The organism is Enterobacter hormaechei subsp. xiangfangensis, from assembly GCF_001729785.1.
In the GTDB taxonomy this organism is placed as follows: domain Bacteria; phylum Pseudomonadota; class Gammaproteobacteria; order Enterobacterales; family Enterobacteriaceae; genus Enterobacter; species Enterobacter hormaechei_C.
Genome location: NZ_CP017183.1, coordinates 2566511 through 2590390 on the forward strand (window position 1 = coordinate 2566511; position 23880 = coordinate 2590390).

Here is a 23880-nt window from a genome sequence, read left to right on the forward strand (position 1 = left end):
GAAAAATAAGGGCTGACATCATGTCAGCCCTTGCGATTATAACGGGTCTATTTTCAGGCAGGAAACCGCATGTCGGAAACTGCCCTCCAGAACCGGTCGTGTTTTTGCACATTCCGGCCCGGCTATTGGGCATCGCGTACGGAATACGCAGCCTGAAGGCGGGTTGATTGGCGAAGGCAGTTCACCTTCCAGAAGCTGAATGGTTTTATTTTTTTCCAGATCGGGATCCGGAACGGGAACCGCAGACATCAGCGCTTTGGTATAAGGGTGCAGCGGATTGTGGTACACCTCATCATACGTACCCAGCTCCACGGCGTGGCCCAGATACATGACCAGCACACGGTCCGAAATGTGTTTTACCACCGCCAGATCGTGGGCGATGAAGATCAGCGACAGCCCCATTTCCCGTTGCAGTTTCTGTAGCAGGTTAACCACCTGGGCCTGGATGGAGACGTCCAGCGCCGAAACCGGTTCATCACAGATAATCAGTTTTGGTTCAAGGATCAACGCGCGTGCGATACCGATACGCTGGCACTGACCGCCGGAAAACTCATGTGGGTAGCGGTTTATGAGGTTAGGTAACAGACCCACCTTGAGCATCATCGCTTTCACCCGATCGCGAACTTCCTGGCGCGGCATCTTCGGATGATAGGTGCGCAGCGGCTCGGCAATGATTTCGCCAATGGTCATACGCGGGTTCAGGGACGCCAGCGGATCCTGGAAAATCATCTGGATGTCGCTGCGCACGTCGCGCCATTCATCCGGCTTCATCCCCAGCAGATCTTTGCCAAGCCAGGCCACTTTCCCGTCGGTGGCTTTCACCAGGCCGATGATCGCACGCGCAAATGTCGATTTGCCGCAGCCAGATTCACCCACCACGCCCAGGGTCTCCCCTTCGTACAGGCGTAGCGTGACGCCATCCACCGCTTTCAGGGTTTTGGCAGGCTGCCAGAACCACTGTTTACCGTCTTTGATATCGAAATGGACCTTCAGGTCAGCGATTTCGAGCAGCACATTTCTTTTTTCGTCGATTGCGTTCATACCAGCTCCTCCAGCGGCTTAAAGCAGGCGCGCAGACGGCCAGGGACAAACGCTTCCAGCGGCGGTGCGCTGTTACAGATTTCCATCGCATGCGGACAACGCGGCTGGAACGGACAGCCTTTTGGCAGACGCAGCAGGTTTGGCGGGTTACCCGGGATAGTCAGCAGCGACTCCCCTTCCGCATCAAGGCGCGGTACGGCATTCAGCAACCCGATAGAGTACGGATGGGCTGGCTGGTAGAACACATCGCGGGCATTACCGTATTCCATCGTGCGACCTGCATACATGACTAACACTTTGTCGCAGATCCCGGCAACGACGCCTAAATCGTGGGTGATCATGATGATGGCGGTGTTGAACTCGCGCTTCAGCTCGTTCAGCAACGTCATGATCTGCGCCTGGACGGTCACGTCCAGAGCGGTGGTCGGTTCATCAGCGATCAGCAGTTTTGGCCGACAAAGCAATGCCATCGCGATCATGACGCGCTGGCGCATACCGCCGGAGAATTCGTGCGGATACATGCGCATGCGCTTACGTGCCTCAGGCATTTTCACCGCATCCAGCATTTTGACGGACTCTTCAAACGCTTCGGCTTTACCCAGCCCCTTGTGGAGCATCAGCACTTCCATCAGCTGTTCGCCCACACGCATATAGGGGTTCAGGGACGTCATCGGGTCCTGGAAAATCATTGAAATCTGCTCGGCGCGCAGCTTATTCAGCTCATGTTCCGGCAAATTCAGGATCTCTTTTCCGTTAAACGTCGCCGAACCACCGATCACGCCGTTTGATGCCAGCAGGCCCATCAGCGCGAATGCGGTCTGGGATTTACCGGAACCGGATTCGCCCACAATGCCCAGCGTTTCACCGGCACGCAGGTCGAAGTTGAGATCGTTAACGGCAGTAACATCACCGTCGGGGGTTTTAAACGTCACGCGGAGGTCTTTAACGTCCAGCAGTGCGCTGGTCCGCTGTTGCGCCTGTGGCGCGGTTGCCGTTTCAATAATAGTCATGACGGCGCTCCTTAACGGTCTTTCGGGTCGAGGGCATCACGCAGGCCATCGCCGATAAAGTTGAAACAGAACAGGGTGACGACCAGGAAGCCCGCCGGATACAGCAGTAACCACGGTGACACTTCCATGGAGTTTGCGCCATCACTTAACAGAGCGCCCCAGCTACTCAGCGGCTCTTGCGTACCTAATCCCAGGAAGCTCAGGAAAGATTCAAACAGGATCATACTTGGCACCAACAGGGAGGCGTATACCACCACCACGCCCAGCACGTTAGGAACGATATGACGCACCACAATATTGGCGGTAGAAACGCCACCAACCTGTGCGGCTTCGATAAACTCCTTACGTTTGAGGCTCAGCGTCTGGCCGCGCACAATACGCGCCATATCCAGCCAGGACACCATCCCGATCGCCACGAAGATCAGCAGGATATTTTGACCAAAGAAGGTCACCAGCAGAATGACGAAGAACATGAACGGGAAGGAGTTCAGGATTTCAAGCATACGCATCATCACGGAGTCCACTTTCCCGCCGAGGTATCCGGAAAGCGAACCGTAAAGCGTGCCGACGATCACCGCCACTAGCGCCGCCGCGATGCCAACCATCAGGGAGATACGGCCACCAATCGCCACTCGCACCAGCAAATCACGTCCCGAAGAGTCGGTACCGAAATAGTGCCCGGATTCCATATCCGGCGCGCTGGACATCATGCCCCAGTCCGTATCGAAATAAGTGAACTGAGAGAGCATTGGCGCCAGGGTTACGAACAGCGCGATAAGCACCAGCACGACCAGGCTGGCAACGGCGGCACGGTTATGCATAAAACGACGGCGGGCGTCCTGCCAAAGGCTACGACCTTCAACCTCCAGCTTTTCACTGAAGTTTTCCAGCGCCTCGCTGTTTTTCTTACTCAACATCATGGCGTGCTCCAGTTAGTAACGGATTTTCGGGTCGATAACGGCATACAGCACATCGACAACGGCATTAAACAGAATGGTCAGCGCGCCCACGAGGATCGTCAGGCTCAGCACCAGCGAATAGTCACGGTTAAGCGCCCCGTTAACAAACAGCTGCCCGATACCCGGCAGGCCATAAATGGTTTCAATCACCATTGAACCGGTGATAATGCCGACGAAAGCAGGCCCCATATAGGAGAGTACCGGTAACAGTGCAGGCTTGAGGGCATGACGGAAAATAATCCGGCGCATCGGCAGCCCTTTCGCACGGGCGGTACGGATGAAGTTCGAATGCAGGACTTCAATCATTGAACCGCGGGTAATACGGGCGATACTGGCGATGTAGGCCAGAGATAATGCCACCATCGGCAATATCATGAACTTCAGCGCCCCGCCGTTCCAGCCGCCTCCGGGAAGCCATTTCAGGGTTATGGCGAATATCATGACCAGCAACGGCGCAACAACGAAGCTGGGGATAACCACCCCGGTCATTGCGACCCCCATTACGGCGTAATCCCATCGGGTATTTTGTTTAAGCGCGGCGATAACGCCCGCAGTGACACCGAGAACAACGGCCAGGATAAATGCAGCAGCTCCTAATTTAGCCGATACCGGGAAGCTGGACGCCACCAGGTCGTTAACGGAATAGTCTTTATATTTAAATGACGGACCAAAATCACCGTGTGCAAGTTGCTTCAGATAGTTGAAGTACTGCGTGGTGATAGGATCGTTTAAATGGTATTTCGCTTCGATGTTGGCCATAACTTCTGGCGGAAGCGTGCGTTCACCGGTAAAAGGACTGCCCGGTGCAAGACGCATCATGAAGAAGGAAATTGTAATTAGAATAAATAACGTTGGAATCGCTTCAAGACAGCGACGCAGGATAAATTTCAACATTGCCCGTACCTTCTGGCGTGTGCCTGATGAATGTTACAAAATAGACACAGTGGGGCAAGCTCGCTCGCCCCACGTATTGCCATTAATGCTTGATAATATAAAGATTCTTAACGGAAATATTATCCAACGGGTCTTTACCGGTATAACCCCCTACCCATGGTTTCACCAGGCGGGCGTTAACGTAGTAGTAAACCGGAACGATCGCAGAGTCTTTATCGAGCTGTTGTTCTGATTTCGCGTACAGATCGGCGCGCTGGGCGTCATCTGCCACCTTCAGGGTTTCGCCAATCAGCTTATCAAACGCCGGGCTCTTATAGTGTGCGGTGTTGTTCGAACTGTCGCTCAGCATGGTGTTCAGGAATGAGGTCGGTTCGTTATAGTCCGCACACCATCCTGCACGTGCCACGTCAAAGGTTCCCTGGTGGCGCGTATCGAGGAAGGTCTTCCATTCCTGGTTTTCCAGCTTCACGTTCACGCCGAGGTTTTTCTTCCAGATAGACGCGACGGCAATAGCCAGTTTTTTATGCAGATCAGAGGTGTTGTACAGCAGGCTAAAGGTCAGCGGCTTGTCGGCGGTATAGCCAGCTTCAGCCAGCAGTTTTTTCGCTTCTTCGTTACGTTTTTCCTGGGACCATTTGAACCATTCAGGTTCAACCAGCTTCATACCGTCGGTGTAAGGCGGGGTGTAGCTGTAAGCTGGCAGGTCGCCCTGATTCTTCACTTTATTCACGATAATGTCGCGATCCAGAGCCAGCTTCAGTGCGGTACGAACACGTACGTCGGTGAACGGTGCTTTCTGGTTGTTAATTTCGTAATAGTAGGTGCACAGATACGGATCGACGTGAACTTCTTTCGGGATCTCTTTTTTCAGCTTCTGGAACAGTTCAATCGGCATGTTGTTATAGGTCATGTCGATTTCACCACTGCGGTAGCGGTTTACGTCCGTCACTTCAGAAGAGATTGGCAGGTAGGTGACCTGATTGATAACGGTCTTCGCATTATCCCAATACTGCGGGTTGCGCTCCAGCACCATACGTTCGTTAACGACCCAGTCCTTCAGCTTATATGCACCGTTGGTCACGATATTCGCAGGCTGCGTCCATTTTTCACCAAATTTTTCTACCGCGGATTTTGGTACCGGGGAGACGGACGGGTGAACCAGCAGCTTATAGAAGTACGGAACAGGTTCGCTCAACGTCACTTCAAAGGTATTGGCATCGATGGCTTTTACGCCCAGGTCGGTTACTGGCTTTTTACCCGTGATGATGTCATCGATATTGGCAATATGGCCATACTGGAGGTAACTCGCATACGGGGAGGCGGTATTTGGATCCGCCAGACGCTGCCAGCTATAGACGAAATCTTCGGCGGTAACCGGCGTACCGTCGGACCATTTGGCATCTTTACGCAGATGGAAGGTCCAGACTTTAAAATCTTTGTTGTCCCATTTTTCCGCCACGCCCGGAGCCGGGTGGCCGTCTACGTCAGTCACCAGCAGACCTTCAAACAGATCGCGGTTAACGTTAGACTCTGGAACACCTTCAATTTTGTGCGGATCAAGAGACTGCACTTCCGCACCGTTATTACGTACCAGCGTTTGCTTCTCAGCCAGCTGAACACCAGCAGGAACGTCCGCAGCCATTGCAGCGTTGCCCGCGATTAGCGCAGTTAAAATCCCCGCCGCTACCAGACTTTTTTTTGTGATGATGGACATTGTGTTGATACTCCACTCATTATAATGACTGGCCTTCGCCAGTTGTGTAATCCCCTGTTGGGGCCTGTACAGCGCAGGAGTTTTTTTTGCTACTGTCAGGTTCTTTTTTACTTCTTGCTATCACCGACTTCATTATTACTGACCGCTCGTACGGCGGTCTTGCGTCGATTCTTTACACCTTTCCCCTGTCAGAGAGATGCATTGGATATCTTACGTGAGGGCTATATGAAAATAGTTCTCATCAACTTGTTTAATGCTGCAAAATATAAGGCCGGAAAGTACCAAATGGTGCCAACTCTCGCCAATACATTTTGCAAATTTGTTAAGCATTTCTCTTTTACGATGGCTGGCATAACTAAGGCGCTAACCCTGGCTTACGCCGAAATCAACAAAAAGAGATATAATTCATACAGATAAGAAATTTTGTTGCTCCAAACGCGACGACATGGCTTAGTTGAACGAATTTTCACGATAATTTAACAATTGATTATTATTTAGCACATTCGTCTGAGTCAGCCTCGAAATTACTAATATCATTTCGGTTATCTGTCAGCAAGCCCCAGAGTATCATGTGAGTAAAATAACAGAGGGTTTGAGGGATTTATGCGCGGCAAGGGGAAATGAAAATAAACAACCTCTTGAAAAACAACAAAAGAGGGTTATTAGTAGAACTTATTATGACTGGCGCCTATTTCAACTTTATTTATATGATTTGCAGATAATCACGTAAAAAAAACGGAGCCGCTGGCTCCGCTCTTTCAAATGAAAGTCAGTGTACTAACCCGGGGAAAATACTTTTTATACCGGTAACGATAAATTCGATGCCCAACGCCATTAACAACAGACCCATGATACGGGTAATCACGTTAATGCCCGTTTGTCCCAGCAAGCGAACCAGCCATGGCGCCATACGAAATACGCCCCAGCAGCACAGCGCGAACAGCGCAATGGCGACGGAAAAGCCAATCAGGTGCATCAGGCTGTGGTAGCGCGTTCCCCAGACAATGGTGGAACTGATCGCCCCCGGGCCCGCCATCAGCGGCAGTGCTAGTGGCACAACCCCAATGCTCTCGCGGATAGCTGTCTCTGATTTTTCCTGTTTGTTCTGTTTATCCTCCCCCAGCTTGCCGCTGATCATCGACATGGCAATCGTCACCACCAGGATCCCGCCTGCTATACGGAACGAATCAATCGAGATGCCGAAGACCTGAAGAATGGCGTCCCCGAGATAAAGAGACGTAAGTAGGATGATCGCCACCGAAAGGTTTGCCGTCAGGTTGGTTTTATTTCGTGCCGCAGCCGTCTGATAGCTGGTCATACTGATGAAGACAGGGATGATCCCTACCGGGTTAACCAGAGCAAACAAGCCGATAAAAAACTTGAAATATGTAGGGAAATCAAAGAGCGTTTGAATCACATTAAGCTCCGCAATTGAGCATGTCCAGGGAGAAACTGCGTGTCATGATAAATCCGCGCTGAAGATACGCTTTTTAGCCGTACACTTCACCAGAAATCTGTTCTTAAACGTTATCAATTCATGATGTTAAACATTTGTGTAATCAATGATATTGCCGCTTCCAATAGTTACTTAATTATTTAACAGTAGAATAATTAGCACAAAATAACCCTGCTGAAAGGTATCAGCTTAGGACAAAATTGATCTTGATCATAATTTTCGTACTCAGAAGTGAGTAATCTTGGTTACGCCGCCAGGGAGATCACCTATCAAAAAGGTATGATGCTAAGGTAAGGCTCTTTTAGTAAATTAGTGAGCTGGAGCAGTGAGTAATCCTTTGTTTTACTGTGTGTTACGCAAGTGGGATCGGCTCTGACTATACTGTCAGACGTATCGAGCGCTGGTTTACTAAAAGAGTTTAAACATTATCAGGAGAGCATTATGGCTGTTACCAATATCGCTGAACTGAACGCCCTCGTCGAGCGCGTAAAAAAAGCCCAGCGTGAATATGCCAATTTCACCCAAGAACAGGTTGATAAAATCTTCCGCGCGGCCGCTCTGGCTGCTGCTGATGCTCGAATCCCTCTCGCTAAAATGGCCGTTGCCGAATCCGGCATGGGTATCGTTGAAGATAAAGTGATCAAAAACCACTTTGCTTCAGAGTATATCTACAACGCCTATAAAGATGAGAAAACCTGCGGTGTGCTGTCAGAAGACGATACTTTCGGCACCATCACCATCGCAGAACCGATCGGCATCATTTGCGGTATCGTTCCAACCACTAACCCAACCTCTACCGCCATCTTCAAATCTCTCATCAGTCTGAAGACTCGTAACGCAATCATTTTCTCTCCGCATCCACGTGCGAAGGACGCCACCAACAAAGCAGCAGATATCGTGCTTCAGGCAGCCATTGCTGCGGGTGCGCCAAAAGATCTCATCGGCTGGATCGACCAACCTTCTGTTGAACTGTCCAACGCTCTGATGCATCACCCGGACATTAACCTGATTCTGGCGACCGGTGGTCCTGGTATGGTTAAAGCAGCATACAGCTCCGGTAAACCAGCCATCGGCGTAGGCGCAGGTAATACTCCTGTTGTGATCGACGAAACGGCAGATATCAAGCGTGCAGTTGCTTCTGTGCTGATGTCTAAAACCTTCGATAACGGCGTTATCTGCGCATCTGAACAGTCTGTTGTCGTGGTTGATTCGGTATACGACGCCGTTCGTGAACGTTTCGCCAGCCACGGCGGCTACCTGTTGCAAGGTAAAGAACTGAAAGCCGTTCAGGACGTGATTCTGAAAAATGGTGCACTGAACGCAGCTATCGTAGGTCAGCCAGCGTATAAAATTGCTGAACTCGCTGGCTTTAGCGTCCCTGCTACCACCAAGATTCTGATTGGTGAAGTGAAAGTCGTTGATGAAAGTGAGCCGTTTGCTCACGAGAAACTCTCCCCAACGCTGGCAATGTACCGTGCGAAAGATTTTGATGACGCGGTAGAAAAAGCAGAGAAACTGGTGGCAATGGGCGGTATCGGCCACACCTCTTGCCTGTACACCGATCAGGATAACCAGCCTGAGCGTGTTGCTTACTTCGGTCAGAAGATGAAGACGGCACGTATCCTGATCAACACCCCTGCTTCTCAGGGTGGTATCGGTGATCTGTACAACTTCAAACTCGCACCTTCCCTGACTCTGGGTTGTGGTTCCTGGGGTGGTAACTCCATCTCTGAAAACGTTGGTCCAAAACACCTGATCAACAAGAAAACCGTTGCTAAGCGAGCTGAAAACATGTTGTGGCACAAACTTCCGAAATCTATCTACTTCCGCCGCGGCTCTCTGCCAATCGCGCTGGATGAAGTGATTACTGATGGCCACAAACGTGCGCTCATCGTGACTGACCGTTTCCTGTTCAACAATGGCTATGCAGACCAGATCACCTCTGTTCTGAAAGCGGCTGGCGTCGAAACTGAAGTCTTCTTTGAAGTTGAAGCTGACCCAACCCTGAGCGTTGTCCGTAAAGGTGCTGAACTGGCGAACTCCTTCAAACCTGATGTGATCATCGCACTGGGTGGCGGTTCCCCAATGGACGCCGCGAAAATTATGTGGGTGATGTACGAGCATCCGGAAACTCACTTCGAAGAACTGGCGCTGCGCTTTATGGATATCCGTAAACGTATCTACAAGTTCCCGAAAATGGGCGTGAAAGCGAAAATGATCGCCGTCACCACTACTTCCGGTACTGGTTCAGAAGTGACTCCATTTGCCGTTGTGACTGATGACGCAACCGGTCAGAAATACCCGCTGGCTGACTACGCACTGACGCCAGATATGGCTATCGTTGACGCCAACCTGGTCATGGAAATGCCGAAATCACTGTGTGCGTTCGGTGGTCTGGATGCGGTCACTCACGCTCTGGAAGCTTACGTTTCCGTACTGGCTTCTGAGTTCTCTGACGGTCAGGCTTTGCAGGCGCTGAAACTTCTGAAAGAAAACCTGCCAGCTTCTTACAACGAAGGTTCGAAAAACCCTGTAGCGCGTGAACGTGTACACAGTGCGGCAACCATCGCGGGCATCGCGTTTGCTAACGCCTTCCTGGGTGTTTGTCACTCCATGGCGCACAAGCTGGGTTCACAGTTCCACATTCCTCACGGTCTGGCGAACGCCCTGTTGATCAGCAACGTTATCCGCTATAACGCCAACGACAACCCAACCAAGCAGACAGCCTTCAGCCAGTACGACCGTCCACAGGCGCGCCGTCGTTATGCTGAAATCGCCGATCACCTGGGTCTGAGCGCACCGGGCGACCGTACTGCCGCGAAGATCGAAAAACTGCTGGCATGGCTGGAAAGTCTGAAGGCGGAACTGGGTATTCCTAAATCTATCCGCGAAGCAGGCGTTCAGGAAGCTGACTTCCTCGCTCACGTAGATAAGCTGTCTGAAGATGCATTCGATGACCAGTGTACTGGTGCTAACCCGCGCTACCCACTGATTTCCGAACTGAAACAGATCCTGCTGGATACTTATTACGGTCGTAACTTCACTGAAAGCGATGTCGCAGCCGTAAAAGTTGAAATCCCCGCAGTTGTAAAGGCTGACAAGAAAGCGAAGAAAAACGCTTAGTTGACAGTGTGATAAAAAACCCGCCAGCAGCGGGTTTTTTTATATCTGAGGATCGGTAAAACATTCTTGTTATTTTCGATTGTCGCCCTGTAACGCCGTCAGCGAGCCTACAGCCAACGCCTCTTTATAATGCTTGCGGCAGACCGAGACATAACGTTCATTGCCTCCTATCACCACCTGCTCGCCATCAGCATAGGGTTTACCCGACTGGTCCAGGCGAAGAACCATACTTGCCTTGCGGCCACAAAAGCAGATTGTTTTCAGCTCAACCAGCTTATCCGACCAGGCGAGCAGATACTGGCTGCCGGCAAATAACTCCCCACGAAAATCGGTACGTAATCCATAGCAAAGAACGGGAATATCCAGCTCATCAACGACCTCTGAAAGCGCATGGACCTGCTCACGGGTCAGGAACTGGCTTTCATCTACCAGCACGCAATGGACAGGCTTAGAGGCATGCTCGACACGAATGTCCTCCAGCAGGTCCGTTTGAGGGTTAAACAGCCTTGCAGGCGATGAAAGCCCTATTCTTGAGCTTACCTTCCCTGCCCCAAAGCGATCGTCGATTTCGGCGGTATAAACAACGGTACGCATCCCCCGCTCCTGATAATTGTATGAGGATTGCAGTAACGCCGTCGATTTCCCTGCATTCATTGCCGAATAGTAGAAATAAAGTTGTGCCATTGGCCGTAGAACCCTAATCAATGTGAAATATTCCCGATGGATCATTGTACCATATTTTGTACCGTCAGCTGCGGCGAGCAGCACACTCCAACCTGCCATGCACCGGTAAATCCTTCGCGAGTAGCGCAAAATAATGCGTTAAAACAGGCAGTAAAGGCATTAAACACTGACAATAAGGTGAGACCGCAACCAGAGATAACACTTCTTTTTATAGTGTCTTCTTCGTTCATTAAAATTCACTATTTATTAACTATTCCTGGCTTCGCTGCGTTTACACGGGGTAATACAAAAGGCTGATATTTATCAACCGCAACTATAATTCCTGAGGTAAAAGTCACAAAACAAACATGCAAATGACGCGCTTTTGCCGTTTGAAACGATATCTCGCAGCCCCAACAAACAATGAAATTTAAGTTAGCGTAATTAATAATAGCGTCGTTTATTTTGTATTTTTTGAATTCCTTACATTCCCACCTATTGCACAAGTGAAATTAAGGCTCTATTATTAGGACAACAAACCCACCCCCATTATAAGTTTGAGATTACTACAATGAGCGAAGCACTTAAAATTCTGAACAACATCCGTACTCTTCGTGCGCAGGCAAGAGAATGTACCCTTGAGACGCTTGAAGAAATGCTCGAAAAATTAGAAGTTGTAGTTAACGAACGTCGTGAAGAAGAAAGCGCAGCTGCGGCTGAAATCGAAGAACGTACACGTAAACTGCAACAGTATCGCGAAATGCTGATTGCCGATGGTATCGATCCAAACGAATTGCTGAACAGCATGGCTGCGGCTAAAACCGGTACCAAAGCAAAACGCGCGGCACGTCCTGCTAAATATAGCTACATCGATGAGAACGGCGAAGAGAAAACCTGGACTGGCCAGGGCCGTACTCCTGCTGTAATCAAGAAAGCAATGGACGAACAAGGTAAACAACTGGATGACTTCCTGATCAAGGATTAATCTGGAAAGATTCTGAAAAATCCCGCTTAATGCGGGATTTTTTATGCCTGTAATATCCGCCCGAACATCTCCTTACATTCTGTCATATTGTGAGGCTCCGTATTTAACGTCCTTGACAATCCCCCGTCATTTACAGAGTGACAGGCATAAAAAAACCGGTGGGCGACGCCACACCGGTCTTGTTCACAGGCTGGTGAGTTTATTACTTAATACCCACGCTACCTTTGAGCCAGGCTTTAAATTCTTCACCCAGGCTGTTATGGCGAATACCATATTCGACGAATGCCTGCATATAACCGAGCTTATTCCCGCAGTCATGGCTCTTACCTTTCATATGGTAGGCTTCCACGGTCTCTTTCTCGATCAGCATATCGATAGCATCCGTCAGCTGGATTTCATCGCCCGCACCCGGAGGCGTTTTCGCCAGCAGCGCCCAAATTTCAGCGCTCAGTACGTAACGACCAACAACAGCAAGGTTAGACGGCGCGACGTCCGCTTTAGGTTTTTCAACAACGCCAACCATCGGTACGCTTTCGCCAGGTTGCAGGTCAACGCCTTTGCAGTCAACCACGCCGTAAGCGGTCACGTCGTCGACTGGCTCAACCATAATCTGGCTGCTGCCGGTTTCGTCGAAGCGTTTAATCATTTCCGCCAGGTTTTCCTGGGAAAGATCGGACTCGTACTCATCAAGGATCACATCAGGCAGAATAACCGCGACCGGCTCATCACCCACTACAGGATGTGCGCACAATACTGCATGCCCCAGGCCCTTCGCCAGGCCCTGACGAACCTGCATAATGGTAACGTGTGGAGGACAAATAGACTGCACTTCCTCCAGCAGCTGGCGCTTAACGCGTTTTTCCAGCATTGCTTCGAGTTCGAAACTGGTATCGAAATGGTTTTCGATAGAGTTTTTAGATGAATGCGTCACCAGCACAATTTCGGTGATACCTGCTGCAATACATTCATTCACGACATACTGGATTAATGGCTTATCAACCAGAGGCAGCATCTCTTTTGGGATTGCCTTCGTCGCTGGCAACATCCTGGTACCCAATCCCGCCACCGGGATAACGGCCTTTCTGACTTTCGAATTAAGGGCAGCCATTGAAATTCTCCTGAACTGTTCAAGTTTTGAACTTTTATGCATTGAATAACGCGTTGAGTATACAGTCTCAGCCACTAATACGGGTCTGAAAAGAACGCGTTGCCGATCAATTAAGACAAATACGCATGAAACTTGCAGCGATAGTAGCACTGCCAGCAAAAACACAGGTAAAGCAATCTGAAAAATAAAATCTGACTGCTTACTCCGTGGACAACATTAAGCGTAACCGCCCTCCGGCACCCCAAATTTGGCACTGCCAGGAGGTGCAGCGATGGCTAATTTGATTAAGGTAAGTATTTCCCAGCGTACCCAACGGCACGCCGTTACTCACCTGAATATGGTGTTCGCCAGTATTCAGTGTGGCATTTAATCCCGCAGACACCAAAATAAGGTTATTCAACCCGCTGTGATAATAGCCAACCAGAAGCGGGAACTGCCCCGGTAAATTGGCCTGGCGAAAAAGTTGGTTGACCTGTTTTAGTAAACTGCCTAGCTCAGGAAGTCGTTGCCCCTGATGGGATAATTGTTCCTGTAGCAATCCATTAAACAGCGCCCGGAGTAATAAGGCCGCCAGAACGCCGTTATCTCCCGCTCGGGTAACATCCAGGCAATAAAAAGCGAGGTCGGAATCCGAGAGCGGCGCAATATCCAGCACCAGTCCAGGCTGGTCAGCCGCTACCAGCTGGCGATAATTTACTCTGCAATGAGAGATATTTTGCTGCACCGGCGGCTGAAGTTCCTGAAGCAGCTTCGCGGCCGCGAGAGGATTACTGACTAAAGCATCCCAGTCCTGGAAAAGACGTTCTTCTTCTTCCACCCGGGAATTAAACATATTGGGATACAGGCAGGCCAACACCGTTTCACGCAGACGGTTCAAATCTTTAACCGGTTTGAGCAGAATATCCTGCACACCTAAACGCAACGCCTTAGCAATATCCGCCATATTTTCGGTGGCCGAGATCACCAGTATCGGTGTCTGATAACCTTCATTACGCAGGTTTTCTACCAGCATTAATCCGTCCATGCGCGGCATCTCAAGATCGCAGATCATCAGATCCGGCGCCATGCTGGCCATTTTTTCCAGTGCCTCGACGCCATCTTCGGCAAGGGACGTGGTTGCACCCAGTGAGGATAACCACGAATCCAGTAGCGATCGGAAAACGGGCTCGTCTTCTACTATCAAAATATGTTTTCCGGCCAATGGCTGTGTCATGGTTCCTCCCCTGGCTGACAGTTACTCAATAGTGGCATGCTATTGGTACTATCGCCTGTCAGATTTTGCTGAAGTAATCAAAAAAGTGCTCAACGTGCTGTACGCACAAAAGGCAACAGTTCATCTATTTTCTTTTCGACGGCTAACGAGCCCGCTGCTATGGCGGCCTCAGCCCGGTGGAAATCAAGGGTAGAGATTTGTGGACAATAGGGTTGAATAAGAATATCCGGAGGGTCGCCAGCCATACGGTTTCGCTTCAGGCGATTCTCAAGAATTTGAATAGAGGTCGTCATGATTTCAATGGCGTTCGGTGCGGTCACCGCGCGACGGGCAGCCAGGCGCCCTATTCTGCCGCGTAATCGAGCATGCCAGGCAAGTTTCTCCTCTTCCGTGTCATCGCTCTGAAGATTAACCGGCATCAAATCCTGCTGCATAAGGTGAGCGTCGTGCTGTAAATCCACGGCAATGACGATATCCGCCCCCATGGCGCGCGTCAGAGAGACAGGGACAGGATTCACTACGCCACCGTCAACGAGCCAGTAGCCATTGTGAGGCACAGGCGCCATTAATCCAGGCATACTACAGGATGCACGAACGGCGAGATGAATATCCCCTTCGGTGAGCCATAACTCCCTGCCCGTACTGAGGTTGGTTGCAACGGCCCCGAAAGGCATTTGGCAGTGGCTGAAGTCAGCGAGGGGCATTATCTTGCGAAACTGATTGAACACGCGTTCGCCGCGCAGCAGGCCGCCACGCTGCCAGGAGAGATCCATCAGGCGCAGCACATCCCAGTAACTGAAGGAGCGCACCCAGCTTTCAAGCTCCGGGAGCTTACCGCAGGCGTACGCAGATCCGACCAGCGACCCGATAGAACATCCTGCAACAATATCAACGTCAATCCCCATCTGGTTTAAGGTATTGATAACGCCAATATGTGACCAACCCCGGGCAGCACCTGAGCCCAACGCCAGTCCAATTTTTACCTTTCTCATTAGCCCTGTTTTACTTCCCCTGGATTCCCGACATAGCGTCAACGCACCTGCTCAGTTAACATATTGCTACCTTAAGCGTTTAACGCCTTATTTTTTGTTCCAGGAAGAGAATCGTGTCTCAACTCTGCCCCTGTGGTAGCGCTCTGGAGTATAGCCTATGTTGCCAGCGATATCTTTCTGGCAAGCAGGTTGCACCAGACCCGTCACACCTTATGCGCTCGCGGTATACTGCTTTTGTGATCAAAAACGCAGACTACCTGATTAAAACCTGGCATCCGTCCTGCCATGCTGCCGATTTTAGCCAAGAGATTGAAGCCGGATTTGCTAACACCGTCTGGCTGGGCCTCACCGTCTTTGAAGCCGCTCCCGGCCGCGATGCGAACGAGGGCTATGTCAGTTTTGTCGCCCGCTTTAGCGAACAAAACAAACCCGGCGCCATCATTGAACGGTCACGGTTCTTAAAGGACAGCGGGCAATGGTATTATATTGACGGCACACGTCCGCAATTCGGTCGTAACGATCCCTGCCCCTGTGGTTCAGGAAAAAAATTTAAAAAGTGTTGCGGCAGTAATGCCTGACAACTCAGACTTCGCAAATACATAAACAGGATTTCCCGGCGATGCAATCATTACAACGTAAAGTTCTGCGCACTATCTGTCCCGATCAAAAAGGGCTGATCGCACGAATTACCAACATTTGCTACAAGCATGAACTGAATATCGTGCAGAACAACGAGTTCGTTGACCACCGTACCGGTCGCTTCTTTATGCGTACCGAACTGGAAGGCATTTTCAACGACACAACCCTGCTTGCCGATCTGGACAGCGCCCTGCCGGAAGGCTCGGTGCGTGAGCTTAACCCGGCGGGCCGTCGCCGTATTGTCATTCTGGTCACCAAAGAGGCGCACTGCCTGGGCGATCTGCTGATGAAAGCCAACTACGGTGGCCTGGACGTCGAAATTGCCGCCGTCATTGGCAACCACGAGACGCTGCGTACGCTGGTAGAACGTTTCGACATTCCGTTTGAGCTGGTCAGTCACGAAGGCCATACCCGTGAAGAGCACGACAACCTGATGGCTGCTGCGATTGAAGCGCATAACCCGGACTACGTGGTGCTGGCGAAATATATGCGCGTGCTGACGCCATCCTTCGTGGCGCGCTTCCCGAACAAGATTATCAACATCCACCACTCCTTCCTGCCAGCCTTTATTGGCGCGCGTCCGTATCACCAGGCATACGAGCGTGGGGTGAAGATCATTGGCGCAACCGCGCACTACGTGAATGATAATCTGGATGAAGGCCCAATCATCATGCAGGACGTGATTCACGTGGATCACACCTACACGGCAGAAGATATGATGCGTGCTGGCCGTGACGTTGAGAAGAACGTACTAAGCCGTGCGCTGTATCAGGTACTTGCCCAGCGCGTCTTTGTGTACGGCAACAGAACGATTATTCTTTAATCCCTCGGAAAATGAATTGATTAGCTTTACGCCTTTACGGATAAAAAGCAGGCAAACAGCTTCATTTTCCTAAAGGAATGCTTTACAGGGGCGTCTCATTTGATATGATGCGCCCCGCTTCCAACAGGAAGCAGGCCAGTTAAAAGCATTACCCCGTGGTGGGGTTCCCGAGCGGCCAAAGGGAGCAGACTGTAAATCTGCCGTCATCGACTTCGAAGGTTCGAATCCTTCCCCCACCACCATCTCCAGCTTTACCTCAAAATATGAATTACCCCTGGTGGGGTTCCCGAGCGGCCAAAGGGAGCAGACTGTAAATCTGCCGTCATCGACTTCGAAGGTTCGAATCCTTCCCCCACCACCATCACTTCCAGATGCTACAGCACTCTCTCAAAGCACAATGCCCCATGGTTCTCCCATGCGGGGAAGGATAAGAAGCTTCGACCAAGGTTCGATTCGAGCATAGTGAATTCTGTAGGCCGGGTAAGGCGCAACCGCCACCCGGCATCCGCACGAAACCCTGGATCGGAGACAAAAAAAACCCCGCATATGCGGGGTTGTATTAATACAGCGAATCAGCGACGAGCACGCACAACCTGATATTTGCGCGTCAGGTACTCCACCGGCGCACTCCAGATGTGCACCAGGCGAGAGAACGGGAACAGCACAAACAGGGTCATACCCAACACCAGGTGAACGCGGAAGATGAACGCCACGCCGTCCAGATGCTCAGAGGCGCCCCCGCGGAAGGTCACGACAGACTGCGCCCATCCCACCAGCTTCATCATCTCGCTGCCGTCCATATGCTGCGCAGAGAATGGAATGGTCAGCAGACCAAGCGCACACTGCACCATCAGCAGGGAGAGGATCAGGATGTCCGCTCCGGTCGTGGTAGCCCGCACGCGTGGGCTGAACAGACGGCGTTTCAGCAGCAACAGACCACCCACCAGGGTCATCACGCCGCAGGCGCCACCGGCGAGCATCGCCATCTTCTGCTTCACGTCAATCGGCAGCCACGCTTCGTACATCCAGTGCGGGGTCAGCATCCCCAGGAAGTGACCGGCGAAAATCCCCAAAATCCCGATGTGGAACAGGTTTGACGCCAGGTTCATCCCTTTACGATCCAGCATCTGGCTGGAGGCAGCACGCCAGGTGTACTGGCCATAGTCATAACGCAGCCAGCTTCCCACCAGGAACACGGTGCCCGCGATATACGGGTAAATGTCAAAGAAGAACATATTCAGGAAGTGCATTAGTGCTGTCCTCCGTTAGAGATATTCAAATATTGCGGAGCCACCGCTCCGGCAAAACGACGCTGATGCGCGGAGATTTCAGATTCGCCACAGCTCTGGTCAGCAAAGAATTTCACCTGCTCTTCTTCCCAGACGGCATCCAGTGCTTGTGGGGTATCGTCCCGGGCTTCATCCGCGATTTTCTCCGCCACTTTTTCACTGTCAACCGAGGCGTTAGCCAGTTTCACCAGCAGATCAAACAGGACTGCATAGCTGCTCTCACGTTGCTGGAGACGCGCGCCGAGCAACGCCAGAATGGGAGCAATATCCTGCAACCCGCCCAGCGCTTCCTCTTTCGGCAACTGCGCCAGATATTCCAGATACAGCGGCAGGTGATCCGGCAGCTCGCGGCTGTCGAGTTGCAAACCGTGCTGCTCGTACTGGGCCATCAGATCCACCATCGCCTGACCACGGTCGCGGGATTCACCGTGAACGTGTTCGAACAACAGCAGAGACGTGGCACGACCCCGGTCAAACAGCTGGCTGTAGTCTGCCTGCGCATCAAGAAGATCGCGCGCCAGCAGATCGCGGAGGAAAACGCCCAGCTTCTGGGCATCCTCTTTATCCAGGTTTTCAGATGACGCGAGTGCATCAAAGAGTTCCTGTTGATGCTGCACAAGCGCAGCATCAGGGTACTCGAGCAGACGCGAAACAATGACGAGTTCAATCATTGGTGCGGCTCCGTTTTGCTGGTCACATCCATCGCGTCGATGCGGCGGCTGTTGAACAGGTTGAATTTGCTGTCTGACCCGTGGCAACCGTCGCCAAAGGTAAAGCCACACCCACTTTTCTCCGGGAAGGCCTCGCGAGCCAGTTCACGGTGGCTGCTCGGCACCACGAAACGATCTTCGTAGTTAGCGATTGCCAGATAGCGGTACATCTCCTGCGCCTGCGCTTCGGTCAGACCAACCTCTTCCAGCGCGCGGGTATCGTTCACGCCGTCAACAGTTTCCGCACGTTTGAAGTGACGCATCGCCAGCATACGTTTCAGCGCCAGCAGTACCGGCTGGGTATCCCCGGCGGTGAGCAGGTTGGCCAGATACTGAACCGGGATACGCAGGCTTTCCACGTCCGGCAGAATGCCGTTGCTGCCCAGTTCACCCGCATCCGCCGCAGACTGAATCGGAGACAGCGGCGGCACGTACCAGACCATCGGCAGCGTGCGGTATTCCGGGTGCAGCGGCAGGGCCAGCTTCCAGTCCATCGCCATTTTGTACACCGGAGACTGCTGTGCGGCGTCAATCACGCTCTGCGGAATACCGTCTTTCAGCGCCTGCTCAATAACCTTCGGATCGTTTGGATCGAGGAAGACGTCTAGTTGACGCTGATACAGATCTTTCTCGTTCTCGGTGCTTGCGGCATTTTCAATCGCGTCCGCGTCGTACAGCAGCACGCCGAGGTAGCGGATACGACCTACGCAGCTCTCTGAGCAGACGGTCGGCATACCGGCTTCGATACGCGGGTAGCAGAAGATGCACTTCTCAGACTTACCGCTCTTCCAGTTGAAGTAGATTTTTTTGTACGGGCAGCCGGTGATGCACATACGCCAGCCGCGGCACTTGTCCTGGTCGATCAGCACAATGCCATCTTCTTCACGCTTGTAGATGGCGCCGCTTGGGCAGGTAGCCACGCACGCCGGGTTAAGGCAGTGTTCGCACAGGCGCGGCAGGTACATCATGAAGGTGTTTTCGAACTGGCCGTACATCGCCTTCTGCATGTTCTCGAAGTTCTGGTCTTTGGCGCGTTTTTCGAACTCGCCGCCCAGAATCTCTTCCCAGTTTGGACCGCTGGTAATTTTGTCCATGCGCTGGCCGGTGATCAGCGAGCGAGGACGGGCGATCGGCTGGTGTTTGCTTTCCGGCGCGTTGTGCAGGTTCTGGTAGTCGTAATCAAACGGCTCGTAGTAATCATCGATGCCCGGCAGATGCGGGTTAGCGAAGATTTTTCCCAGCAACATGGCACGGTTACCCATGCGCGGTTGCAGTTTGCCGTTGATTTTACGGATCCAGCCGCCCTTCCACTTCTCCTGGTTTTCCCAGTCGGTCGGGAAGCCGGTGCCCGGCTTACTTTCCACGTTGTTGAACCAGGCGTACTCCATACCTTCACGGCTGGTCCAGACGTTTTTACAGGTGACTGAGCAGGTATGACAGCCGATGCATTTATCCAGATTCAGCACCATGCCGACTTGTGAACGAATTTTCATTTTACGCTCTCCTGTACCTGGTCATTACCTTCGCCATCTAACCAGTTAATATTCTTCATCTTACGTACCACCACGAACTCATCGCGGTTCGATCCTACGGTGCCGTAGTAGTTAAAGCCGTAGGCCAGCTGGGCATAGCCACCGATCATGTGGGTCGGCTTCGGCGTAATACGGGTCACGGAGTTGTGAATACCGCCGCGCTGTTCGGTGATCTCAGACCCCGGCAGGTTAACGATACGTTCCTGCGCGTGGTACATCATGGTCATCCCGGCCGGTACGCGCTGGCTCACCACCGCACGTGCCGTCAGGGCACCGTTGCTGTTGAACACTTCAATCCAGTCGTTATCTTCGATACCCAGATCTTTGGCGTCCGCTTCGCTCATCCAGACGATTGGCCCCCCGCGCGACAGGGTCAGCATCAGCAGGTTGTCGCTATAGGTGGAGTGGATACCCCACTTCTGGTGCGGCGTCAGGAAGTTCAGCGCCTTCTCAGGGTTACCGTTCGATTTCGCACCCATCACCGCTTTCACGGAGCGGGTGTCGATTGGCGGACGGTAAACCAGCAGGCTTTCACCGAAGTCACGCATCCACTGGTGATCCTGATACAGAGACTGACGGCCAGACAGCGTGCGCCATGGGATCAACTCGTGAACGTTGGTGTATCCGGCGTTATAGGACACATGTTCATCTTCGAGGCCAGACCAGGTCGGGCTGGAGATAATCTTGCGCGGCTGGGCCTGAATATCGCGGAAGCGGATTTTCTCTTCCTCTTTATTCTTCGCCAGGTGCGTATGGTCACGACCGGTAAACTCGCTCAGGGCCGCCCAGGCTTTCACCGCCACGTGGCCGTTGGTTTCCGGGGCCAGGGTCAGGATCATTTCCGCCGCATCAATCGCCGTGTTCAGCATCGGCTGGCCTTTCGCCGGGCCGTCCGCTTTGGTGTAATTGAGCCTGCGCAGCAGGTCCATTTCACTCTGGGTGTTCCAGGCGATCCCTTTCCCGCCGTTACCGATTTTTTCCATCAGCGGGCCGATAGAGGTAAAGCGCTCGTACGTTGCCGGGTAATCACGTTCAACCGGAATAATGTGCGGCGCGGTTACGCCTGGGATCAGGTCGCACTCGCCTTTTTTCCAGTCCTTCACGTCCAGCGGTTGCGCCAGTTCGGCAGCGGAGTCGTGCTGGATTGGCAGCGTCACCACGTCGGTCTCTTTGCCCAGGTGCCCTACACAGACTTCGGAGAATTTCTTCGCGATGTCTTTGTAGATTTCCCAGTCGCTTTTTGATTCCCATGCCGGGTCAACGGCCGCAGACAGCGGATGAATAAACGGATGCATATCCGACGTATTCATGTCGTCTTTTTCGTACCAGGTGGCGGTAGGCAGCACGATATCGGAGTACAGGCAGGTACTGGACAGACGGAAGTCCAGCGTTACCACCAGATCCAGCTTGCCGTCCAGACCGTTGTCTTTCCATTCAACTTCTTCTGGCTTCACGCCGCCCTGCTTGCCGAGATCTTTACCCTGAATACCGTTTTCGGTACCGAGCAGGTATTTCAGCATGTATTCATGGCCTTTACCGGACGAACCCAGCAGGTTAGAGCGCCAGATGAACAGGTTACGCGGATGGTTTTTACCGTTCTCCGGCTGTTCTGCCGCGAAGCGGATTGAGCCGTCTTTGAGGGATTTAACGGTGTAGTCAACCGGTGACATGCCCGCTTTCTTCGCCGCTTCCGCAATGCGCAGCGGGTTCGTGCCCAGCTGCGGCGCAGACGGCAGCCAGCCCATACGCTCAGCGCGCACGTTGAAGTCAATCAGGTGGCCGCTGTAGCGGGATTTATCCGCCATCGGCGACAGCAGTTCCTGGGCGGTAACCGTCTCGTAGCGCCACTGGCTGGAGTGGTTATAGAAGTAGGAGGTGCTGTTCATGTGACGGGCCGGACGCTGCCAGTCAAGGGCAAACGCCAGCGGCTGCCAGCCGGTCTGCGGACGCAGTTTTTCCTGGCCCACGTAGTGCGCCCAGCCGCCGCCGCTCTGCCCGACGCAGCCGCAGAAGATCAGCATGTTGATCAGGCCGCGATAGTTCATATCGAGGTGATACCAGTGGTTCAGACCGGCACCGACGATGATCATGGAGCGACCGTGGGTTTTGTCGGCGTTTTCCGCAAATTCACGCGCGATACGGGTGATCTGCGCGCGTGGCACGCCGGTGATCTGCTCCGCCCAGGCCGGGGTATAAGCCTTCACGTCATCATAGCTGGTCGCGCAGTTTTCATCGTTCAGGCCGCGCTCCAGGCCGTAGTTCGCCATGGTCAGATCGTAGACGGTAGTGACCAGAGCAGTAGAACCGTCCGCCAGTTGCAGGCGCTTAACCGGCAGTTTGTGCATCAGAACGTTTTGCAGCTCAACCTTGTTGAAGTGCTCGGAACCTTCACCACCAAAGTACGGGAAGCCGACATCGGCGATCTCATCCTGGCTGCCCAGCATGCTGAGACGAAGTTCCGTCTCTTCACCCGTGGTGCCGTTACGCTGCTCCAGGTTCCATTTGCCTTTTTCGCCCCAGCGGAAGCCGATAGAGCCGTTTGGCGCCACCAGCTCGCCGTTGCTGTTGCAGGCGACCGTTTTCCACTCCGGGTTGTTTTCCTGACCCAGCGCGTCCACCAGATCCGCGGCACGCAGCATACGGCCTGCGGCGTAATAGCCGTCACGCTCTTCGAGCATCACCAGCATTGGCATGTCGGTGTAGCGACGCACGTAATCGGTGAAATACTGGCTTGGCTTGTCGAGGTGGAATTCACGCAACATTACGTGGCCCATCGCCAGCGCCATGGCGGCATCGGTACCCTGTTTCGGCGCCAGCCACAGGTCGCACAGCTTGGCGATTTCGGCGTAGTCCGGGGTCACGGCAACGGTTTTGGTCCCTTTGTAACGTACTTCGGTAAAGAAGTGCGCATCCGGGGTACGGGTCTGCGGAACGTTAGAGCCCCAGGCGATGATGTAGCTGGAGTTGTACCAGTCAGCGGACTCCGGCACGTCGGTCTGCTCGCCCCAGGTCTGTGGCGACGCTGGCGGCAGGTCGCAGTACCAGTCGTAGAAGCTCAGGCAGGTTCCGCCGATGAGTGACAGGTAGCGCGCGCCGGAGGCGTAAGAGACCATCGACATCGCCGGGATTGGCGAGAAGCCTGCCACACGGTCAGGACCGTAAGTTTTCACGGTGTAGACGTTGGAAGCCGCAATCAGCTCGTTCACCTCTTTCCAGGAAGAGCGAACGAAACCACCGCGACCACGCGCCTGCTTGAAGCTTTTCGCTTTGTCGGCATCTTCAATGATGGAGGCCCAGGCATCAACCGGATCGCTGTGCTGCACTTTCGCTTCACGCCACATTTTCATCAGGCGTTTACGCATCAGCGGGTATTTCAGTCGGTTTGCGCTGTAGAGATACCAGGAGTAGCTGGCCCCACGCGGGCAGCCACGCGGCTCGTGGTTCGGCATATCCGGACGGGTACGCGGATAATCGGTCTGCTGCATTTCCCAGGTCACCAGACCGTTTTTAACGAAAATCTTCCAGCTACATGAGCCAGTGCAGTTTACGCCGTGGGTAGAACGGACAACTTTGTCATGCTGCCAGCGTTGACGGTAACCGTCTTCCCAGTCCCGGTTGGTATCCAGAACCTGGCCGTGCCCATCGGCAAAAGTTTCACCCTTCTGTTTGAAGTAGCGAAACCGGTCCAAAAATTTGCTCATCGGGTATCTCCTGTGTGGAGCCTGTGGC

Annotated in this window: 18 protein-coding genes and 2 tRNA genes; 6 read left to right on the top strand and 14 right to left on the bottom strand. The window is 52.6% G+C overall.

The annotated features are described in order from the left end of the window. Positions 1–36: 36 nt before the first annotated feature. The 6 genes from oppF to BFV63_RS12395 form a co-directional block, all read right to left on the bottom strand. On the bottom strand, positions 37–1041 hold the full coding sequence (oppF, locus tag BFV63_RS12365; RefSeq protein WP_048240653.1) for a murein tripeptide/oligopeptide ABC transporter ATP-binding protein OppF: 1005 nt from the start codon (positions 1039–1041) through the stop codon (positions 37–39). Further along, positions 1038–2051 (bottom strand): ABC transporter ATP-binding protein, encoded by a 1014-nt coding sequence (gene oppD, locus BFV63_RS12370; RefSeq protein ID WP_003856742.1) that lies wholly within the window; start codon positions 2049–2051, stop codon positions 1038–1040. The genes oppF and oppD overlap by 4 nt, the downstream gene beginning before the upstream one ends. Positions 2052–2062: 11 nt before the next feature. Continuing rightward, the gene (oppC, locus tag BFV63_RS12375) at positions 2063–2971 is read right to left on the bottom strand and encodes an oligopeptide ABC transporter permease OppC (RefSeq protein WP_015570372.1); all 909 of its coding nucleotides are present in this window, start codon (positions 2969–2971) and stop codon (positions 2063–2065) included. 12 nt (positions 2972–2983) lie between these two features. Then, positions 2984–3904, bottom strand: a complete 921-nt coding sequence (gene oppB / locus BFV63_RS12380; RefSeq protein ID WP_003856738.1) for an oligopeptide ABC transporter permease OppB — start codon at positions 3902–3904, stop codon at positions 2984–2986. Positions 3905–3986: 82 nt separating this feature from the next. Then, a complete protein-coding gene (oppA, locus tag BFV63_RS12385) occupies positions 3987–5618 on the bottom strand; it encodes an oligopeptide ABC transporter substrate-binding protein OppA (protein WP_003856736.1) in 1632 nt (543 codons plus the stop codon). Positions 5619–6387: 769 nt separating this feature from the next. Continuing rightward, a complete protein-coding gene (locus BFV63_RS12395; RefSeq protein ID WP_017384236.1) occupies positions 6388–7035 on the bottom strand; it encodes a YchE family NAAT transporter in 648 nt (215 codons plus the stop codon). A 480-nt stretch (positions 7036–7515) separates the two neighbouring features. Between BFV63_RS12395 and adhE the strand changes: the two genes are divergently transcribed. Beyond that, complete coding sequence (adhE, locus tag BFV63_RS12400) at positions 7516–10197, top strand: bifunctional acetaldehyde-CoA/alcohol dehydrogenase (RefSeq protein ID WP_003856730.1); 2682 nt, start codon at positions 7516–7518, stop codon at positions 10195–10197. 69 nt (positions 10198–10266) lie between these two features. On the opposite strand, the gene tdk is transcribed toward adhE, so the two are convergent. Then, a complete protein-coding gene (gene tdk, locus BFV63_RS12405) occupies positions 10267–10881 on the bottom strand; it encodes a thymidine kinase (RefSeq protein WP_032610234.1) in 615 nt (204 codons plus the stop codon). Positions 10882–11431: 550 nt separating this feature from the next. Here tdk and hns point away from each other — a divergent pair. After that, positions 11432–11845, top strand: coding sequence for a histone-like nucleoid-structuring protein H-NS (gene hns / locus BFV63_RS12410; RefSeq protein ID WP_003856724.1), 414 nt, complete (start codon positions 11432–11434; stop codon positions 11843–11845). 202 nt (positions 11846–12047) lie between these two features. Here the strand turns inward: hns and galU are convergent, their stop codons facing one another. From galU to rssA, 3 genes are all read right to left on the bottom strand, one after another. Beyond that, positions 12048–12953 carry a UTP--glucose-1-phosphate uridylyltransferase GalU gene (galU, locus tag BFV63_RS12415; RefSeq protein WP_003856723.1) on the bottom strand — a complete coding sequence of 302 codons (906 nt, stop codon included), beginning with the start codon at positions 12951–12953 and terminating at the stop codon, positions 12048–12050. Between the two features lie 199 nt (positions 12954–13152). After that, the gene (gene rssB / locus BFV63_RS12420; protein ID WP_003856721.1) at positions 13153–14166 is read right to left on the bottom strand and encodes a two-component system response regulator RssB; all 1014 of its coding nucleotides are present in this window, start codon (positions 14164–14166) and stop codon (positions 13153–13155) included. An 89-nt stretch (positions 14167–14255) separates the two neighbouring features. Further along, positions 14256–15158, bottom strand: coding sequence for a patatin-like phospholipase RssA (gene rssA / locus BFV63_RS12425; RefSeq protein ID WP_045333132.1), 903 nt, complete (start codon positions 15156–15158; stop codon positions 14256–14258). Between the two features lie 113 nt (positions 15159–15271). On the opposite strand from rssA, the gene BFV63_RS12430 reads away from it, so the two are divergent. The 4 genes from BFV63_RS12430 (at position 15272) to BFV63_RS12445 (ending at position 16981) form a co-directional block, all read left to right on the top strand. Next, entirely contained in the window at positions 15272–15736 is a 465-nt protein-coding gene (locus tag BFV63_RS12430; RefSeq protein ID WP_022651365.1) for a YchJ family protein, read from the top strand. Positions 15737–15777: 41 nt separating this feature from the next. Continuing rightward, positions 15778–16620, top strand: coding sequence for a formyltetrahydrofolate deformylase (gene purU / locus BFV63_RS12435; protein WP_003856715.1), 843 nt, complete (start codon positions 15778–15780; stop codon positions 16618–16620). Positions 16621–16777: 157 nt separating this feature from the next. Beyond that, positions 16778–16862 (top strand) — tRNA-Tyr (locus tag BFV63_RS12440). 34 nt (positions 16863–16896) lie between these two features. Beyond that, positions 16897–16981: transfer RNA gene (locus BFV63_RS12445), tRNA-Tyr, on the top strand. Between the two features lie 211 nt (positions 16982–17192). Here BFV63_RS12445 and narI read toward each other — a convergent pair. From narI to BFV63_RS12465, 4 genes are read right to left on the bottom strand one after another with little or no spacing between them, the layout of a single operon-like run. Beyond that, complete coding sequence (narI, locus tag BFV63_RS12450; RefSeq protein ID WP_003856712.1) at positions 17193–17870, bottom strand: respiratory nitrate reductase subunit gamma; 678 nt, start codon at positions 17868–17870, stop codon at positions 17193–17195. Further along, complete coding sequence (gene narJ / locus BFV63_RS12455; RefSeq protein WP_003856710.1) at positions 17870–18580, bottom strand: nitrate reductase molybdenum cofactor assembly chaperone; 711 nt, start codon at positions 18578–18580, stop codon at positions 17870–17872. Before narJ ends, narI begins: the two co-directional genes overlap by 1 nt. Further along, entirely contained in the window at positions 18577–20112 is a 1536-nt protein-coding gene (gene narH, locus BFV63_RS12460) for a nitrate reductase subunit beta (protein ID WP_017384243.1), read from the bottom strand. The genes narJ and narH overlap by 4 nt, the downstream gene beginning before the upstream one ends. After that, positions 20109–23852, bottom strand: coding sequence for a nitrate reductase subunit alpha (locus BFV63_RS12465; RefSeq protein WP_048240649.1), 3744 nt, complete (start codon positions 23850–23852; stop codon positions 20109–20111). Before BFV63_RS12465 ends, narH begins: the two co-directional genes overlap by 4 nt. Positions 23853–23880: the final 28 nt, after the last annotated feature.

Coding starts and splice junctions, on each gene's coding strand:
- galU (WP_003856723.1), bottom strand. CDS start 12,953: ATGGCTGCCCTTAATTCGAAAGTCAGAAAGGCCGTTATCCCGGTGGCG.
- hns (WP_003856724.1), top strand. CDS start 11,432: ATGAGCGAAGCACTTAAAATTCTGAACAACATCCGTACTCTTCGTGCG.
- oppA (WP_003856736.1), bottom strand. CDS start 5,618: ATGTCCATCATCACAAAAAAAAGTCTGGTAGCGGCGGGGATTTTAACT.
- narI (WP_003856712.1), bottom strand. CDS start 17,870: ATGCACTTCCTGAATATGTTCTTCTTTGACATTTACCCGTATATCGCG.
- BFV63_RS12465 (WP_048240649.1), bottom strand. CDS start 23,852: ATGAGCAAATTTTTGGACCGGTTTCGCTACTTCAAACAGAAGGGTGAA.
- oppC (WP_015570372.1), bottom strand. CDS start 2,971: ATGATGTTGAGTAAGAAAAACAGCGAGGCGCTGGAAAACTTCAGTGAA.
- oppB (WP_003856738.1), bottom strand. CDS start 3,904: ATGTTGAAATTTATCCTGCGTCGCTGTCTTGAAGCGATTCCAACGTTA.
- narH (WP_017384243.1), bottom strand. CDS start 20,112: ATGAAAATTCGTTCACAAGTCGGCATGGTGCTGAATCTGGATAAATGC.
- adhE (WP_003856730.1), top strand. CDS start 7,516: ATGGCTGTTACCAATATCGCTGAACTGAACGCCCTCGTCGAGCGCGTA.
- purU (WP_003856715.1), top strand. CDS start 15,778: ATGCAATCATTACAACGTAAAGTTCTGCGCACTATCTGTCCCGATCAA.
- rssA (WP_045333132.1), bottom strand. CDS start 15,158: ATGAGAAAGGTAAAAATTGGACTGGCGTTGGGCTCAGGTGCTGCCCGG.
- oppD (WP_003856742.1), bottom strand. CDS start 2,051: ATGACTATTATTGAAACGGCAACCGCGCCACAGGCGCAACAGCGGACC.
- tdk (WP_032610234.1), bottom strand. CDS start 10,881: ATGGCACAACTTTATTTCTACTATTCGGCAATGAATGCAGGGAAATCG.
- oppF (WP_048240653.1), bottom strand. CDS start 1,041: ATGAACGCAATCGACGAAAAAAGAAATGTGCTGCTCGAAATCGCTGAC.
- rssB (WP_003856721.1), bottom strand. CDS start 14,166: ATGACACAGCCATTGGCCGGAAAACATATTTTGATAGTAGAAGACGAG.
- narJ (WP_003856710.1), bottom strand. CDS start 18,580: ATGATTGAACTCGTCATTGTTTCGCGTCTGCTCGAGTACCCTGATGCT.